Origin of the sequence: Streptococcus sanguinis (assembly GCF_050220005.1) — a bacterium.
Classification (GTDB): Bacteria; Bacillota; Bacilli; order Lactobacillales; family Streptococcaceae; genus Streptococcus; species Streptococcus sanguinis_Z.
Window position 1 is genome coordinate 2,200,418 of the sequence record NZ_CP071413.1, and the last position, 14,583, is coordinate 2,215,000.

Sequence of the window (14,583 nt, forward strand, 5' to 3'; positions counted from 1 at the left end):
TGAATCGGATTTTTCTATGTCTTACCAAGGAAAGGACATTCAACTTTATAAAAACAATAGAAAGAGAACGCCTATGAAACCAAGACTCGCTCGCTTTGCCCAAGCTTCGGCTATGGCCTGTCCACTCTGCCAGCAAAGCTTGGCTATGGAAGAAAACAGCCTCAAGTGCGCCAATCGCCATTCCTACGACATCTCCAAATTCGGTTATGTCAATCTAGCTCCTCAAGCCAAACAAGCTAAAGACTATGACAAAACGAGCTTTCAAAATAGGCAAGTCATCTTGGAAGCCGGCTTTTATCAGCATGTCCTAGACGAGTTGCAGAATCTGCTTCAGGCCCTGCCTGAAGAACAGACCATTCTAGACGTCGCTTGCGGAGAGGGCTACTATGCTCGAAAAATTCAGGAAAAATTCCCCAACAAAGAAATTTACGCTTTTGATTTATCCAAAGATTCCATCCAGTTAGCTGCAAAAAGTGATCAGAGTCTGGCTGTAAAATGGTTCGTCGGGGATTTGGCACACTTACCCGTTCAGGATCAAAGCATGGATGTCTTGCTGGACATCTTCTCACCAGCTAATTACCATGAATTTCAGCGAGTATTGAAAAAAGAGGGACTTATCATTAAAGTCATCCCAACAGAAAATCATCTGAAAGAAATTCGAGCTAAAGTAGCTGACCAGCTCCGTCAAAAAGATTATTCTAATCAAGATATCATCCAGCACTTCCAGAAGCACTTTGCCATCCTATCTAGAAAGACCGTAGAATCAACTCATGCCCTGCATTCTGAGGAGAAAACTGCCCTGCTGCAGATGACTCCTTTACTCTTTCATGTTGAAAAAAATCTAATCAATTGGGAGCTGCTTACACATGCCACCATTTCAGCCGAGATTCTTATCGGAAAACTAAAACAAGAAAAAATCTAAGCTCCTTTCAGTAAAAAATGCTGTTATAACAGCCATTTTAAAAACGCAGACAAGCCTGTCTGCGTTCTTTGTTTATCAACTGATTAATAGACTGTCTTCTCTGTCTCTGGATCAAAGAAGTGCGCTTTATTGAGGTCGAAGCCTAGGTCAATACCTGCACCAGTTTCTAGGTAATCCCGTGAATCCACACGCGCTACAAACTCACTAGAACCCACTTGGCAATAGAGATGAGACTCTGCTCCCAGCAATTCTGAAACAGAAATCTTGGCATGGACAACTGAATTCGGGAAAGTTTCCAAGAAAGCAGCTTCTGCATTGATATCCTCTGGACGAATACCGAAGATCAGCTCCTTGCCCTCGTAACCTTTCTCCCGCAGAACCTTGAAAGCTCCTTCTGGCACAGTCAAGCGCAGACCTTCTGCGACAATCTCATTCCCTTCAAGCTTAACTGGGATGAAGTTCATAGCTGGGCTACCAATGAAGCCAGCAACGAACTTATTAACTGGGTTGTTATAGACTTCCTGCGGCGTACCAATCTGCTCCACCCGTCCAATCGTACCAGTTCCAGCAGGATTCTTGGTCGCTGACATGATAACGATACGATCCGCCAAGGTCATAGCTTCAGTCTGGTCATGGGTGACATAGATAGTTGTTGCCCCAATACGGCGGTGAATCTTGGCAATCTCCGCCCGCATAGAAACACGCAACTTAGCATCCAAGTTAGACAGAGGCTCATCCATAAGGAAAACCTTTGCATCACGAACGATAGCGCGTCCCATTGCTACCCGCTGACGCTGACCACCAGACAAATCAGCTGGCTTACGCTGCAAGAATTCCTTCAAGCCCAGAATTTCTGCTGCTTCATTGACCCGTTTTTCAATATCTTCCTTGCTGTACTTGCGCAGCTTGAGACCAAAAGCCATGTTGTCGTAGACAGTCATGTGCGGATAAAGGGCATAGTTCTGGAAAACCATGGCGATGTCGCGGTCTTTTGGCGCCACATCATTGACCACTGTACCGTCAATAGAGGCAGTTCCTTCTGTGATGTCTTCAAGGCCTGCAATCATACGCAGAGTAGTTGATTTTCCGCAACCGGACGGACCGACAAAGACGATAAATTCCTTGTCCTTAATATCAAGATTGAAGTCTTCCACTGAGTAGTGGTCGCTGTTGGGATATTTTTTATAGATATTTTTCAGATTTAATTCGACCATAATAAGCCCCTTCTTTTGAATAAAAATATTTTCTTTCAAGCTCTCGTTTGCAAAGCGCTTTCACATTGTCCATTATATCGTTTTTTTTTGACTTTTTCAAGCACTTTTAGTAAAACGTTTGCATAATTTTTAAAAATTTTCTCCATCAAAAAAGAGACCAAGTGGCCTCTTCAAAACTTATCCTTCTTTTTTTCTACTACGGAGTGACAATCCAGCTGCGCCTAAAGCGCTGATAAGTCCTGCAACTGTGAGAAGAGCATTAGAAGCTTGACCCGTATGCGGCAAGACTGACGCACCACTCTTACTTCCCTTGTTTTTAAGCTGATCTAGCTGGGTGACCTTAGCTGATGAAGACTGCTCTTGTACTGATTTGGCCCCATCAACTGCTGGCAAAATACCGCTAGTTACTTGGTAAGCAGGTAAAGCATCAGCTACTGCCGCGTCAGCAGCATTGACACCGCCGGTAAATTCCGGAAGAGCCGCCATCTGAGGAGCGCTGTCTGGATGTGCACTCCTGACTGATGGCTGAACGCCAGCATCATAGGCGTTGTTTTCTGTTATAGTTGGATCAGAATCATTGACGCCTCCTGTAAATTCAGGCCGTGTTACTGTTGCCGCTTCTGAATCACTAACATTGCCACTGAATTCTGCTTGTGCAGTTGCCTGGGGAGCTGTATCGGGATGAGTTCCAACCCCATGGCTAGATAAATCATACTCTGACTCTGTCGCTGTTATCGGCTCAGAATCATTGACGCCCCCTGTAAATTCAGGCCGTGTTACTGTTGCTGCTTCTGAATCACTAACATTTCCACTGAATTCTGGTTGTACTGAGGACTGCGGAGCTGTATCGGGATGAGTTCCAACTTCATGGCTAGACAAATCATATTCCGACGCCGTTGCTATTGCTGGCTCAGAGTCGCTGACGCCTCCACTAAATTCTTTCCTGGTTTCTTGTGGTGAATCACTTGGAATAGAAGAAGCTGTCTCAGCTTTAGCAGCATTCTTGGCAATCGCTTCTAGATTTTCAAGAGCTTTTGTCTGCTCAGCAGCGATCTGTTCCTGCAGTTTCTCTGCTTTTTCAGCACTGTCTACACTATCATCTAGCTGCGCAATCGCATCTGTCATCGTCTTTAATACTGCTCGAATCTTTTCTTTAGCTTGCTTTTTATCGAGTTCTGAAAGTGTTTGATGATGTTCAATTGCTTCAATCTGTTTGTCGACTTCTTCTTCAAGCTCATCTAAAACCAAGTCTTTGCCAACTGGATGAATCGTGTCCAAGCTAGCAATGCCAGCTTCCTCAATTCTCTCTAGTTCCTCTTCGGTATCAGCCTTTTCAAGCGCCGTTTTCGCATCTGCTAGAGTTGCTTCCGCTTCAGCTTTAGCCGTAGCCCGTTCTGCATCTGACAGATTCGGGTTGCTCCGTAAGTCTGCTAGCTTATCAGACAGAGCAAGATCTAGTTTCAGTCCAGTCGTAACTTTTAGCAAACCTTGCTTCTCTGCCGCTACCTGTTCCTGAATTTTTTCGGCATCATCAGGACTTTCAACCCAAGCATTATAAGCTGCAATTGCTTTTTGAGCTATGGCTGCTGCATCTTCAATTTTCTTTTTAGCTGCAGTTTTTTCCTCAGCAGAAAGACTTTGACTCTTCTCAACAGCCTCGATAGTAGCTGTTTTTTCTTCCTGAATTTCTTTTAAGAACTGCTCTTTGCCAATAGGGTGAATCTTGGCTAAGTGGGCTATGGCTGTTTCTTTTGCCTGGTCATAGACTTCCTGAGAATCTGCTCCTTCAATAGCCTTCTTGGCTGCTTCCACCACCTGCTCTATCTCACCTCTAACCGCTTTCTTTTCTGCTTCTGAAAGATTGGGATTTGCTTCCAAGTCAGCTAACTTGGCAGCCAGAGTGAAATCTACGGTTGAACTTGCTATAAATTTGAAAAACTTATCTTCCTCGGTTATTGCCTGCTCTTGAATCACTTCCGCTTGCTCTGCTGTTGCTGCATTAACATCTAATTTCTGAATTGCATCTTCTGCTTCTGCTACCTTCTTCCTTACAGACTCTTGGAAGCTTTTCTTTTGCTCCTCAAGCAGTAAATCGCTACTATCTACAAGTTTATCAAACTCTGCTTTTCCATTTTGGATTTCATCTAGAAGTAAATCTTTGCCGACTGGATTGATAGAGTTGATGTCTGCCAATCCATCTTCCTTAGCTTGATCAATCCTTTCTTTATCCTCAGCTGCAGCAATTTCATTCTGAGCCTTTGCAGCTGTTTGATTGACTTCCTCCTTAGCTGCTGCAAGCTCCTCAGCTGACAAATTTGGATTATTCCCAAGATCTGTCACTTTCTCAGCCAGAAACGTGCCTACTTCTGTATTAGCAGCCTCCCTGACCGTTGTCAAATCCTGATTTACTGGCGATGCAGCGACCGGAGTCTCTACTGCATTTGCCACTGGCCGCTCCTCATCTGCCGCCACCATACTGTGACCTAAAAACAGAGCACAAATAAGGACTGAACCAACACCTAAAACTGACTTCCGAATAGAATATCGCAAAACTTTTTCTGTTCTTTTCATTTTATTCTCCCCTGAACATAGTTTATTATCCCGATCAGTAACCCTTAATAAAAAGTCCAGTCAAACCTCCCATAAATCTTTCAGATTAGGTAATCTTTAAACTACACTTTCTATTTGACTTCTGATAAGATTTTTTATCATTTTATCATATTAACTTGTTAAAATAAAAGAATTATCGGCTTGATTTATGTACATTTTTGTGAAATCGTCCAGTTTTTAAACAGACATGATGTCCAGAAATTAAACTAAAAATTTTTCCATTTAACAATGTGTAAACTTTTTTAGTAAAAATTCCGGGCTATTTTCTAGCTTATTTCAGACAGAAAAAGTAAAATGGTATAGGAGGGATAAAATTATGGCTCTTAATACACGAGATAGGATTTTAGATGCATTTTTTGAATTAGCAGATAAACAGCCAGATAGACCGCGTTTTACCTTTACAGAAATCGCTAAAGAAGCCGGCTTGTCCAGACAGGCTATTTACAAACGACACTTTAATAACACTACTGAAATTATCGAATACATTCGCCAAGATATGGTGAAGCAAGCCTTTGCTCCCAACTGGAATAGCAACAAAGCTGAAGCGGACTTAGATCCTTTCACCTTTTTGGCTCAAACGATTCTTCCCGCTATTTATGAGCAACGCCAACGCATTAAAATATTATATACTAGTTCTGTCGATCCCCTGTGGAGCGATTTTATTACTGCCAGTTACAAGGACTGGATTGAGCAGAATCTAAATCTTGACCACCAAAAATTAGGTATTCCTGAAGACCTGGCCAATCAACTGCTGGCCGGCTGGATTAGTTCTCTTATCGAGAATTGGATCACTCAGGATGACCCCGTTCCTTGCAAGCAGTTCTCTAAAACATTTCTCAACCTTGTATCTTCACCCCTAACCAGCTTTGCTGCCTATGATAGTCCAGCTGGTCCTTCAAATAAAATTGTTATCGCATAACCAACTAGAAGAAAAACAGAGAAATGACAGAACCGGTCCTTGTAAGGGAAGACTGGTTTTTTAATATTTTTATATTAAATTTTAAAAATAATTGGACATTTCCTCTATAAAGTGTTATCATTTTAGTTGACAAGCGGTAAACTATTTTGTTGGAATTTGCTCTATTTTTAGACAAATCAGCAAGAACTTAATAAAAAAGAAGGAAGGTACTTATGCCCCAAGATACTCGAGACAAAGTCGTCAATGCCTTAATTGAGCTGGCAGAGCAAAATCCTGAAAAGTCTTATTTTACTTTTTCAGAGATTGCAAAACAAGCTGGTCTATCGCGCCAGGCTATCTATAAAAAGCATTTTAGTAATGTTGAAGACATTATCCAATACATCCGCCAGACAATTATGACTCCGTTTTTGCCCCTGTATGAAAGCTACGAAGAAGGAAATGGAGAAAATCCGTTCTGTTTCTTTGCCCAACATATGATTCCTACCCTTTATGAACATAGGAAATGGATGAAGGTGCTCTATACTACAGCTATCGATCCTTTCTGGAGTGACTATCTATCTACCTTCTTCACTCAGTGGGTCGTGCAAAATTTAGAAATTGACTCTAAAAAATTGGGAATTCCAAAAGAAATGGCTACGGAAATTGTTGTTAGATGGATTAACTCCCTCATTGAAATTTGGATTATCAAAGAAGATCCTATGCCAGCAGAGGATTTCGCCAAGCTCTTCCTGAATGTGATTTCAACCCCTATGGATCAGTTTATAACACCTCACAGTGAATCCTAATTCAACTCAAAATTATGAAGCCCACCTAATTTAGGCAGGCTTTTTTTGTCTGTAAAATTTCTTACTCTCCCGAAGAAAAGAGAGCAGATAGTCTTCTGCTCTCGTCAACATATAAGCTATAAAATTAAGCACCAAGCTTCGTTTAATCTACTCGATAATAGAAGCTACCTTGTTCGTCAAAGCTATTCAGGCCAACTCCTGTCCAGATTCTGTCTTGACCAACATCTGAATTATCTGTAAAGTTTTCCTTGTCTGCGACCTTAACTCCCTTGGGAAGAAACTCAATCAGAAAACCTCCGCTTTCTCCGCCGTAGACACCGCCAGCAGCAGTACCATAGTCTGTCAGAGAAGCTCCGTACAATTCATAACCGCTTGAAACCAAGCCCTTGTCATCAAAAACAAGCTGGTTGCCAGAAGCATCCTGCCAGGTTCCTTTAACGCTGGCATAATTACCATTTGCAAGTGCTGAAATGTCCATCGCTTCCTTCTTTTCCTTGGTTTTTTCTGTGCTCGCACTCTCTGAGCTAGTGCTGCTAGTCGCTGAAGATGCTGCTGCAGTTGATTGACTGGATACCTGCTCCACAGAACTTGATACTGAGCCAGTACTGCTAGCAGGCGTCTCTGATTGATTCGTAGCACTGCCCTTTGAACAAGCTGTCATAGCAAATAAAGCAGCTCCTGCTAGTAAAAAAGGTAAAGCTTTTTTCTTCATTTTTCTCCTCTTTCTCACGGTAAGATAAATCATGTGATTAGTAACATTATAGATTATTTTATCGCTTTTTACAAGAAGAATTCTAGCAGCTGGACAGGCGCACAGCTACTGACCTTATTTACTCAGCTTCTGCCACATCCAGAACCCTGTAGATTGTTTTTGCCAGAGCTGCTTCATAATCAGCTGCACCATAAAGTTTATCACTTGTGACTTGGGCTGTCTGCTTTTCTAGGTCTACCGCCACATCTGACACTCCCTCCATGGATAGGAAGTGCTGGGTGACGTGTTTGACACAATTTTGACAAGATAAATTTTCTAATTGGACTATTTGTTTCATAGATTCATTCCTCCGTATATTCCTTCATTTTAAAGCGTCCTAGACGCAGTGCATTGGCCACAACTGATACTGAGCTCAAGCTCATGGCCAGACCAGCCAGCATAGGATTGAGCAAGGGACCGCCGAAAAGATGCAATAGCCCCATAGCAATCGGGATACCTAGTGTATTGTAGGCAAAAGCCCAGAAGAGATTTTCCTTGATATTATGAATGGTCGCCTGACTGAGCTTGATAGCCTTGACCACATCCTGCAAATCACTATGCATGAGCACTACATCTGCTGACTCAATAGCCACATCGGCGCCAGAGCCGATGGCAATTCCAACATCTGCCTGGACCAGAGCCGGCGCATCATTGATACCGTCTCCTACCATAGCCAGTTTTTCCCCAGCTTCCTGTAAGTTCTTGATAGCAGTGGCCTTACCATCTGGCAATACACCTGCGATAACTTTTTGGATGCCAGCTTTCTGGGCAATAGCTGTCGCAGTTTCTTCACGATCTCCTGTCAGCATGATAACTTCCAGCCCCATAGACTGGAGCTCCTGCACCGCCTTCAGGCTGCTGGACTTCATCTCATCTGCTACCGCTAAAATACCTGTCAGCTGTCCATCTACTGCGACAAACATGGCTGTCTTCCCATCTTGGGAAAGCTCCAACAACTGTTCTTGAAAGGCACTGCTGTCAATGTTCTTTTCTTTCATCAAAGACGCATTTCCCACCAGAAGATGCTTACCTTCAACCTGAGCTGACAAACCTCGGCCAACAATGGCCTCAAAATGGCTGACAGGCAGCAAGTCAAGCTCCTCCTCTTCAGCTGCTTCCAAGATAGCCTGAGCCAAAGGATGCTCAGAATGCTGCTCAGAACTGGCTATTAGCTGCAACAAGTCAGAGCGATTAAAAGCACCTAAAGGCAACAAATCCGTCAGGCTGGGCTTGCCAATCGTAATCGTCCCCGTCTTATCAAGAACAATGGTGTTCAGCTGATAAGAAGCTTCCAAAGCTTGTCCAGACTTAATCAGAATGCCATTTTCAGCCCCTTTACCAGTCCCAACCATGATGGCTGTCGGAGTAGCTAACCCCAGCGCACAAGGGCAGGCAATGACCAGAACTGCTATAAAGATTGACAAAGAAAAGCTAAGACTCTCACCAGCTAGAAAATACCAGCCAAGCGCAGAAAAAGTAGCCAAGCTCAGCACGATTGGGACAAAATAGAGTGAAATCTTATCGGCCAAAGCCGCTATCGGTGCCTTAGAACCCTGCGCTTCCTCCACCAATCTGACAATCTGAGCTAAGGTCGTATCCGAACCCACCCTAGTTGCTTGGTAATCAATACTACCATTTTGATTGATTGTGGCACTAGTAATGGTATCGCCGACCTTCTTTTCAATCGGGACACTTTCACCAGTCATCATGGACTCATCCACAAAGGTCTGTCCCTCCGTCACAAGGCCATCTACCGGCATACGCTCCCCTGGCTTGATACGGATAATGTCTCCAACTCGGATGTCCTCTGTATCAATGGTCACAGCCTCACCATAGCGAATCACTGTCGCCTGACTAGGCACTAGCTCAAGCAGAGACTGAATCGCCTGAGACGTTCTCCCCTTGGCTGAACTTTCCAGATATTTACCCAGAAGAACCAAGGCAATAATCACTGCAACAGACTCAAAATAAAGCTGATGAACAAAGGGATGATGACCAAGAAAAACCTGACTGACCGAGTAGAGGCTGTAGAAAAATGCTGCGCTGGTCCCCACCGCAATCAAACTATCCATATTGGGATGTTGCTTGATAAGATTGCGAAATCCCCTCTGATAGAAACCACGACCAATCCACACAGCAGGCAGAGTCAAAAGTAGTTGTGACAGAACGAAGACCAAAGGGTGCGCCATATGGTCCAAGAAGCTAGGCAGAGGAAGACCGACCATACTTCCCATAGAGATATAAAGTAAAGGCAGAGCCGTAATCAAAAGAATCAGTAACTCTTGTTTCTTTTTTTGCAATTTCTGAGCTTTAATCTCAGCTTCTTCGCTTACATCAGACGGTCGGTCTTTTCCTTTTTCTTCTGCCTGATAACCAGCCTCAGCTACAGCATCCAGCACTTGCTGGCTATCAAATCCCGCCTTAGGAAGCAAACTGAGACGTTCTGTCGCCAGATTGACACTGACATCCTCGACCGTTTCCAAGTCCTTGACCGCCATCTCCACCGTCATAGCACAGGCAGCGCAGGTCATACCAGAGAGTTTGTATTCTTTCTTCTCGCTCATCAATGCGTCTCCTTTCTGTGCCCGCAACGACACTGGCCTTGAGGACAGTGGCATTTAATTTCCAGCGGAGCCGAAGCTCTTTTCTTATCGATGACTTGGCTGAGCCGCTCCAAATCCCCTTGACTGAACTGACTTCTCTCAATCATTGAAATCAAAAGATCTCCGTGTTTAGTATTACAGATATTGTCAAAAAAAGCCTGCCAAGTACTTTCCAGATGGTCCGCTTCTAAAATCCGAGCATCGTAGTAAAACTTGCCCTCGATTTTTTCCATAGCGATAAATTCTTTGGTCTTCAGACGATTCAAAAGGGTCTTGATTGTTGCCGGCTTCCAGGAAAAATCAGCTTCCAACCGCGCTATAATTTCTGTACTGCGACTGTGTGGATAGGCCCATAACACGCGCATCACTTGCCATTCTGCTTGGCTAATATTTTGCTGTTCCATTGTTTAACACTCCCTTATCATTTACATTTGTAATCTAACTCTTTATTAGTTTACATTTGTAATCGTAATTTGTCAAGTATTTTTATCGTCATTTTCCGATATACAAAAAAGAAGACGGGCTAGTCCCGTCTTCTTACTTTATTTATATTAATGCGCCAACATCTCTTGGGCAATTTCTTGACCGGTCAATTTACTTGGATAATAGGTTGGCCAGTTTTCCAGTTCATCAAAGAGTGCTTCCTGGCTTTCGCCACCATAGAAGATATGGAAGTGAGCCGCCTTGGTCGGTGCAATGTTGTGATCGCTAAACTGAACATACTTGTACTCCCCAGCATCCTCGTCTGTCGCTTCAAACATGAAGCGAACTCCACGATTTCCCTTAGAGTAAGTCAAAGTGTGCTTGCCAACGTATTTATACGTATATTTCTTGGATTTTCCATCTACCACAAATTCCATAGTCTTGTCTGTGATATTGATATTGGAAACATCTGTCTTGTAGCCTTTGTCATAGTAGTCCTTGTATTCAGCTGCTGTCATTTTTCCAGTCAGCTTAGCCTTGTAGTCAAAGACTTGGTCCAAGGTCCCGTCTTTCAGATAAGGGTAAACAGACTGCCACTCGCCAGCATAATCAGACAAGGTCCGATCCTTGACGGCACTGTCTTCAAAGTAGCCGTTTTGCACTGTCTTATCGTCTTCTTCTTTCTCGGCTGCAATCTCCGCTCCCTCTTGGTCAGTTGTCTTCTTGAGAGCCTTTAGATTGGCCTGCATGATAGAAACATAGTCTGCCCCATCCTTGGTCTGCTCTTCAGTCAAGCTTTCCAGCGGATTCAAGACATCAAGTTCTACCCCTGTTTCCTTAGCCAATGTAGAAGCCAGAGCCTGAGAGGCATTCTCTTCAAAGTAAATATACTTGATTTTATTTTTCTTAATGTACTCGGTCAATTCAGCCAAGCGTGAAGCGGATGGCTCACTGTCTGGTGAAAGTCCAGAAATTGGCACCTGCTTCAAGCCATAGTCCAATGCCAGATAGTTAAAGGCTGCGTGCTGAGTAACAAAGCTCTTTTGCTTGGCATTGGCCAACCCATCCTCATATTCCTTATCCAAGGCTTCCAGCTTCTTGATATAAGCCGCTGCATTTTTCTCAAAAGCAGCTTTCTTGTCAGGATAAGACTTGCTCAGGCTATCACGGATGTGCTCCACCATTTTAATAGCCCGCTTCGGAGATAACCAAACATGGGGATCATAGGCATGATGATGTCCCTCTTCCCCATGGTCGTGGTCTTCTTCCTCTTCACCGCCAGGCAGCAAGAGCATGTCTCCTGTCGCCTTGATAACCGTTTCTTCCTTATTTTTCAAAGTTTTTAACAGATCAGGAACCCAAGTCTCCATGTTTTCATTTTCATAGACAAAGGCATCTGCATCCTGAATCGTCGCAACTGCCTTAGCTGAAGGCTCATAATCATGCGGCTCTGTACCTGCCCCGATTAGAAGTTCAACATTGGCCTCATCTCCAGCCACCTGCTTGGTAAACTCATAAACAGGATAAAAAGTCGTGACAATATTGAGCTTGCCATCTGCATTTTTTTGATTTGAACAAGCTACTAAGAAAATACTCAGTAAACCTGCTAATAGTAAGCTAATTTTTTTCATTTTCTGCTCCTATTTCATAAATTTTTTGACCAGATTGACCAGTAAGAACAAGCTGACGAAAATAATCGTAATGCTAGCGCTAGCTGGCGTCTCTGCATAGTAAGAAATATAAAGTCCAGCAATCATACCAAAGAAACCAATGGCATTTGCCAGCAAAATGACCGACTTGAAATTTTTCCCAATCCGCAGGGCAATACTAGCCGGCAAGACCATAATGGTCGAAACTAGCAAGGCTCCCGCAGCTGGAATCATGAGGGCAATCGCAACACCCGTCACGATATTAAAGAGAATAGACATGGTCCGCACAGGCAGCCCGTCCACAAAGGCCGTATCCTCATCAAAGGTCAAGATGTACATGGGGCGAATGAAGAGGAAGGTCAAGACAAGCACCACAGCAGCAATGACAAAGAGAGAAATCACCTGCTCCCTACTGATAGTCACAATGGATCCAAATAGATACTGGTCCAGACTCATCGAGCTAGAACTCTTGCCCTTACTCATAACAATCAAGGAAATAGCTAAGCCAGTTGACATGAGAATGGCCGTTCCGATTTCCATGAAATTCTTATAGATAGTCCGCAGATACTCCAAAAAGACTGCTGCAACAATGACGACAAGCACCGTTGTGAGAGTGGGCGATAGTCCAAGAACCAAGCCAAAAGCTACACCTGCCAGCGAAACGTGACTGAGCGTATCACTCATAAGGCTCTGCCGACGTAAAATCAGGAATGTCCCTAGAATCGGTGAGAAGAGGCTCATGGCAATAACTGCCAAGAAGGCTCGCTGCATAAAATCATAGGAAAATAGATTAAGCATGGCTCACCTCCTGTCCATTGTCGCTTTCATGCACATTGAAACAGCGCCAAGGTGAGTCCTGATTACGGACCAGATGAATATTGCGGTCAGCATATTTACGAACTTCTTCCGGATCGTGTGTAATCATCAAGACAGCTTTCCCATGCTGATGAGCACTATGGTGCATGAGCTTGTAAAATTCATCCTTGCTGCCTGCATCCATCCCTGTTGTCGGCTCATCTAGGACAAAAATATCCGGATCCGAAGCAAACATCCGAGCAATCACAGCCCTCTGCTTTTGCCCGCCAGAGAGAGAACCAATCCTCTTATCCCGATATTCCCACATTCCAACCGACTCCAGACTTGCCTTGATATGCTCCTCATCATGCTCATTCAAACGACGAAACCAACCCTTGCGCGGATAACGTCCCGACTTGACAAACTCATACACCGTACTAGGAAAACCAGCATTAAAACTAGCAATCTGCTGAGGTAAATAAGCAATCCGCAGTTTCTTGCCTCGCACATTAGTCTTGGAAATCTTAACTTCCCCATGCTTAGGCTGTAAAATTCCCAAACTAGCCTTGATAAGTGTCGTCTTAGCAGCTCCATTTTCCCCCGTCAAGGTGACAAACTCACCACTGTCTAGAAAATAATGAATATGCTCTAGCACAGGCTCCTTGTCATAGTAAAATGAAAGATTATCCACTGCGATATATCTCATTTACCAATCTCTCCCACTAAGGCTTCCAAGAACTTCGCAATCACCGCCTGTTCACTAGCAGAAAACTGCTCTGATAATTTTTGATACGTCTCCAAAGTATGTGCGTGATGATGCTGATGTTCCTTTGCAATCGGCTGCGCTAACTCAGTCAAACGGTAAAAGGTAACCCGTGCATCTCTCTTATCTTTAAAAGCTTGCAGCATCTCTTGCCGAACCAAAGATTTCACAGCCTTGGTCACAGCAGCTTGACTCACATTCAGTTTTTTGGCTAAATCAGAATTTGTCAAAGATTCCTCAGACAAAAGCATTAAAATATGCTCTTGCGTATTGGTTAAAGGCACATCACTCGTGCAAGAACCAATCAGAATCTCATGCTGATTTTCTGCTTTCAAAATAACTTCATTTAAAAATTGATCGATCTTCTGCGCTAAATGAGTCATTTCCTCCTCCTTCTCTTAACCAGTTAAAGCTTTACTGGTTAATTATACCACAAAAAAGAAAAGAGTCAAGAATTTTCAGTAAAAGTAAAATGCTTTTCACAAAAAATATTTAATCATACAATTAGATTCTTAAGTCCTAAATAAAACTCAATCATAGAATAAAAAGGAACAAACCGAGCTGACTCATATTAGCATTCTAGATTCTATAAACAATTTGATGGTGAATCCATTACATTAGTTGAGTGTGGATTTACAAGTAAAATCATGATTCAATCTTCCGCATTAGCTTACAAATAAATACTAAAGAGATAACAAAAAAACGAAGTAAAAATACTTCGCTAAACTTAAGCTATACCGGCGGCCGGGGTCGAACCGGCACGTCCGTGAGGACACTGGATTTTGAGTCCAGCGCGTCTGCCAATTCCGCCACGCCGGCTCAAGTTTTTAACTGGGGTAGCTGGATTCGAACCAACGCATGAGGGAGTCAAAGTCCCTTGCCTTACCGCTTGGCGATACCCCAATAATAATAAATAGGCGAGTGATGGGGATCGAACCCACGCATGCCAGAGCCACAATCTGGTGTGTTAACCACTTCACCACACCCGCCATATTTAAACACGGGCAGTAGGAATTGAACCCACACTGAAGGTTTTGGAGACCTTAGTTCTACCTTTAAACTATGCCCGTAAAGGTTATGGAAGGGGAGGGATTCGAACCCCCGAACCCGAAGGAGCGGATTTACAGTCCGCCGCGTTTAGCCTCTTCG

Annotated in this window: 13 protein-coding genes and 5 tRNA genes (1 of these 18 running past the window's edge); 3 read left to right on the plus strand and 15 right to left on the minus strand. The window is 43.5% G+C overall.

All coding sequences use genetic code 11. The annotated features are described in order from the left end of the window. Positions 1-73 precede the first annotated feature (73 nt). A complete protein-coding gene (locus J1C86_RS10740) occupies positions 74-922 on the plus strand; it encodes a putative RNA methyltransferase (RefSeq protein ID WP_125407697.1) in 849 nt (282 codons plus the stop codon). Positions 923-1,005: 83 nt separating this feature from the next. Here the strand turns inward: J1C86_RS10740 and J1C86_RS10745 are convergent, their stop codons facing one another. Beyond that, positions 1,006-2,136, minus strand: a complete 1,131-nt coding sequence (locus tag J1C86_RS10745; protein ID WP_125407694.1) for an ABC transporter ATP-binding protein — start codon at positions 2,134-2,136, stop codon at positions 1,006-1,008. A 177-nt stretch (positions 2,137-2,313) separates the two neighbouring features. Continuing rightward, positions 2,314-4,707: an SIALI-17 repeat-containing surface protein gene (locus tag J1C86_RS10750; protein WP_125407691.1), complete on the minus strand. Its 2,394-nt coding sequence runs from the start codon at positions 4,705-4,707 to the stop codon at positions 2,314-2,316. Between the two features lie 355 nt (positions 4,708-5,062). On the opposite strand from J1C86_RS10750, the gene J1C86_RS10755 reads away from it, so the two are divergent. Both J1C86_RS10755 and J1C86_RS10760 read left to right on the plus strand, forming a co-directional pair. Next, positions 5,063-5,665, plus strand: a complete 603-nt coding sequence (locus tag J1C86_RS10755; protein ID WP_002907468.1) for a TetR/AcrR family transcriptional regulator — start codon at positions 5,063-5,065, stop codon at positions 5,663-5,665. A gap of 212 nt (positions 5,666-5,877) precedes the next feature. Beyond that, on the plus strand, positions 5,878-6,450 hold the full coding sequence (locus J1C86_RS10760) for a TetR/AcrR family transcriptional regulator (protein WP_002896832.1): 573 nt from the start codon (positions 5,878-5,880) through the stop codon (positions 6,448-6,450). A 142-nt stretch (positions 6,451-6,592) separates the two neighbouring features. Here J1C86_RS10760 and J1C86_RS10765 read toward each other — a convergent pair whose 3' ends face one another. The 13 genes from J1C86_RS10765 to J1C86_RS10825 form a co-directional block, all read right to left on the minus strand. Further along, positions 6,593-7,195: a DUF6287 domain-containing protein gene (locus J1C86_RS10765; protein ID WP_185755796.1), complete on the minus strand. Its 603-nt coding sequence runs from the start codon at positions 7,193-7,195 to the stop codon at positions 6,593-6,595. An 85-nt stretch (positions 7,196-7,280) separates the two neighbouring features. Beyond that, positions 7,281-7,499 carry a heavy-metal-associated domain-containing protein gene (locus J1C86_RS10770; RefSeq protein ID WP_125407688.1) on the minus strand — a complete coding sequence of 73 codons (219 nt, stop codon included), beginning with the start codon at positions 7,497-7,499 and terminating at the stop codon, positions 7,281-7,283. Positions 7,500-7,503: 4 nt separating this feature from the next. After that, positions 7,504-9,765 (minus strand): heavy metal translocating P-type ATPase, encoded by a 2,262-nt coding sequence (locus J1C86_RS10775; RefSeq protein WP_125407685.1) that lies wholly within the window; start codon positions 9,763-9,765, stop codon positions 7,504-7,506. Further along, positions 9,765-10,208, minus strand: a complete 444-nt coding sequence (locus J1C86_RS10780; RefSeq protein WP_125407683.1) for a CopY/TcrY family copper transport repressor — start codon at positions 10,206-10,208, stop codon at positions 9,765-9,767. Before J1C86_RS10780 ends, J1C86_RS10775 begins: the two co-directional genes overlap by 1 nt. Before the next feature lie 147 nt (positions 10,209-10,355). Further along, the gene (locus J1C86_RS10785) at positions 10,356-11,858 is read right to left on the minus strand and encodes a zinc ABC transporter substrate-binding protein AdcA (RefSeq protein ID WP_002898706.1); all 1,503 of its coding nucleotides are present in this window, start codon (positions 11,856-11,858) and stop codon (positions 10,356-10,358) included. A 9-nt stretch (positions 11,859-11,867) separates the two neighbouring features. Continuing rightward, entirely contained in the window at positions 11,868-12,674 is an 807-nt protein-coding gene (locus J1C86_RS10790) for a metal ABC transporter permease (RefSeq protein WP_002910879.1), read from the minus strand. Next, complete coding sequence (locus J1C86_RS10795; protein ID WP_125409647.1) at positions 12,667-13,377, minus strand: metal ABC transporter ATP-binding protein; 711 nt, start codon at positions 13,375-13,377, stop codon at positions 12,667-12,669. The genes J1C86_RS10790 and J1C86_RS10795 overlap by 8 nt, the downstream gene beginning before the upstream one ends. Next, positions 13,374-13,817, minus strand: coding sequence for a zinc-dependent MarR family transcriptional regulator (locus J1C86_RS10800; protein ID WP_125407678.1), 444 nt, complete (start codon positions 13,815-13,817; stop codon positions 13,374-13,376). The genes J1C86_RS10795 and J1C86_RS10800 overlap by 4 nt, the downstream gene beginning before the upstream one ends. A gap of 352 nt (positions 13,818-14,169) precedes the next feature. After that, positions 14,170-14,253: transfer RNA gene (locus J1C86_RS10805), tRNA-Leu, on the minus strand. Positions 14,254-14,265: 12 nt separating this feature from the next. After that, positions 14,266-14,337, minus strand: a tRNA-Gln gene (locus J1C86_RS10810). Positions 14,338-14,350: 13 nt separating this feature from the next. Then, positions 14,351-14,423: transfer RNA gene (locus tag J1C86_RS10815), tRNA-His, on the minus strand. Between the two features lie 10 nt (positions 14,424-14,433). Next, a tRNA-Trp gene (locus J1C86_RS10820) sits at positions 14,434-14,504 on the minus strand. Positions 14,505-14,512: 8 nt separating this feature from the next. Further along, positions 14,513-14,583: transfer RNA gene (locus J1C86_RS10825), tRNA-Tyr, on the minus strand (it continues 10 nt past the right edge of the window).

What these genes read in the sequence shown, in the direction of transcription:
- J1C86_RS10790 (WP_002910879.1), bottom strand. Translation starts at nt 12,674, where the DNA reads ATGCTTAATCTATTTTCCTATGATTTTATGCAGCGAGCCTTCTTGGCA.
- J1C86_RS10800 (WP_125407678.1), bottom strand. Translation starts at nt 13,817, where the DNA reads ATGACTCATTTAGCGCAGAAGATCGATCAATTTTTAAATGAAGTTATT.
- J1C86_RS10780 (WP_125407683.1), bottom strand. Translation starts at nt 10,208, where the DNA reads ATGGAACAGCAAAATATTAGCCAAGCAGAATGGCAAGTGATGCGCGTG.
- J1C86_RS10755 (WP_002907468.1), top strand. Translation starts at nt 5,063, where the DNA reads ATGGCTCTTAATACACGAGATAGGATTTTAGATGCATTTTTTGAATTA.
- J1C86_RS10765 (WP_185755796.1), bottom strand. Translation starts at nt 7,195, where the DNA reads ATGATTTATCTTACCGTGAGAAAGAGGAGAAAAATGAAGAAAAAAGCT.
- J1C86_RS10750 (WP_125407691.1), bottom strand. Translation starts at nt 4,707, where the DNA reads ATGAAAAGAACAGAAAAAGTTTTGCGATATTCTATTCGGAAGTCAGTT.
- J1C86_RS10795 (WP_125409647.1), bottom strand. Translation starts at nt 13,377, where the DNA reads ATGAGATATATCGCAGTGGATAATCTTTCATTTTACTATGACAAGGAG.
- J1C86_RS10740 (WP_125407697.1), top strand. Translation starts at nt 74, where the DNA reads ATGAAACCAAGACTCGCTCGCTTTGCCCAAGCTTCGGCTATGGCCTGT.
- J1C86_RS10775 (WP_125407685.1), bottom strand. Translation starts at nt 9,765, where the DNA reads ATGAGCGAGAAGAAAGAATACAAACTCTCTGGTATGACCTGCGCTGCC.
- J1C86_RS10760 (WP_002896832.1), top strand. Translation starts at nt 5,878, where the DNA reads ATGCCCCAAGATACTCGAGACAAAGTCGTCAATGCCTTAATTGAGCTG.
- J1C86_RS10785 (WP_002898706.1), bottom strand. Translation starts at nt 11,858, where the DNA reads ATGAAAAAAATTAGCTTACTATTAGCAGGTTTACTGAGTATTTTCTTA.
- J1C86_RS10745 (WP_125407694.1), bottom strand. Translation starts at nt 2,136, where the DNA reads ATGGTCGAATTAAATCTGAAAAATATCTATAAAAAATATCCCAACAGC.
- J1C86_RS10770 (WP_125407688.1), bottom strand. Translation starts at nt 7,499, where the DNA reads ATGAAACAAATAGTCCAATTAGAAAATTTATCTTGTCAAAATTGTGTC.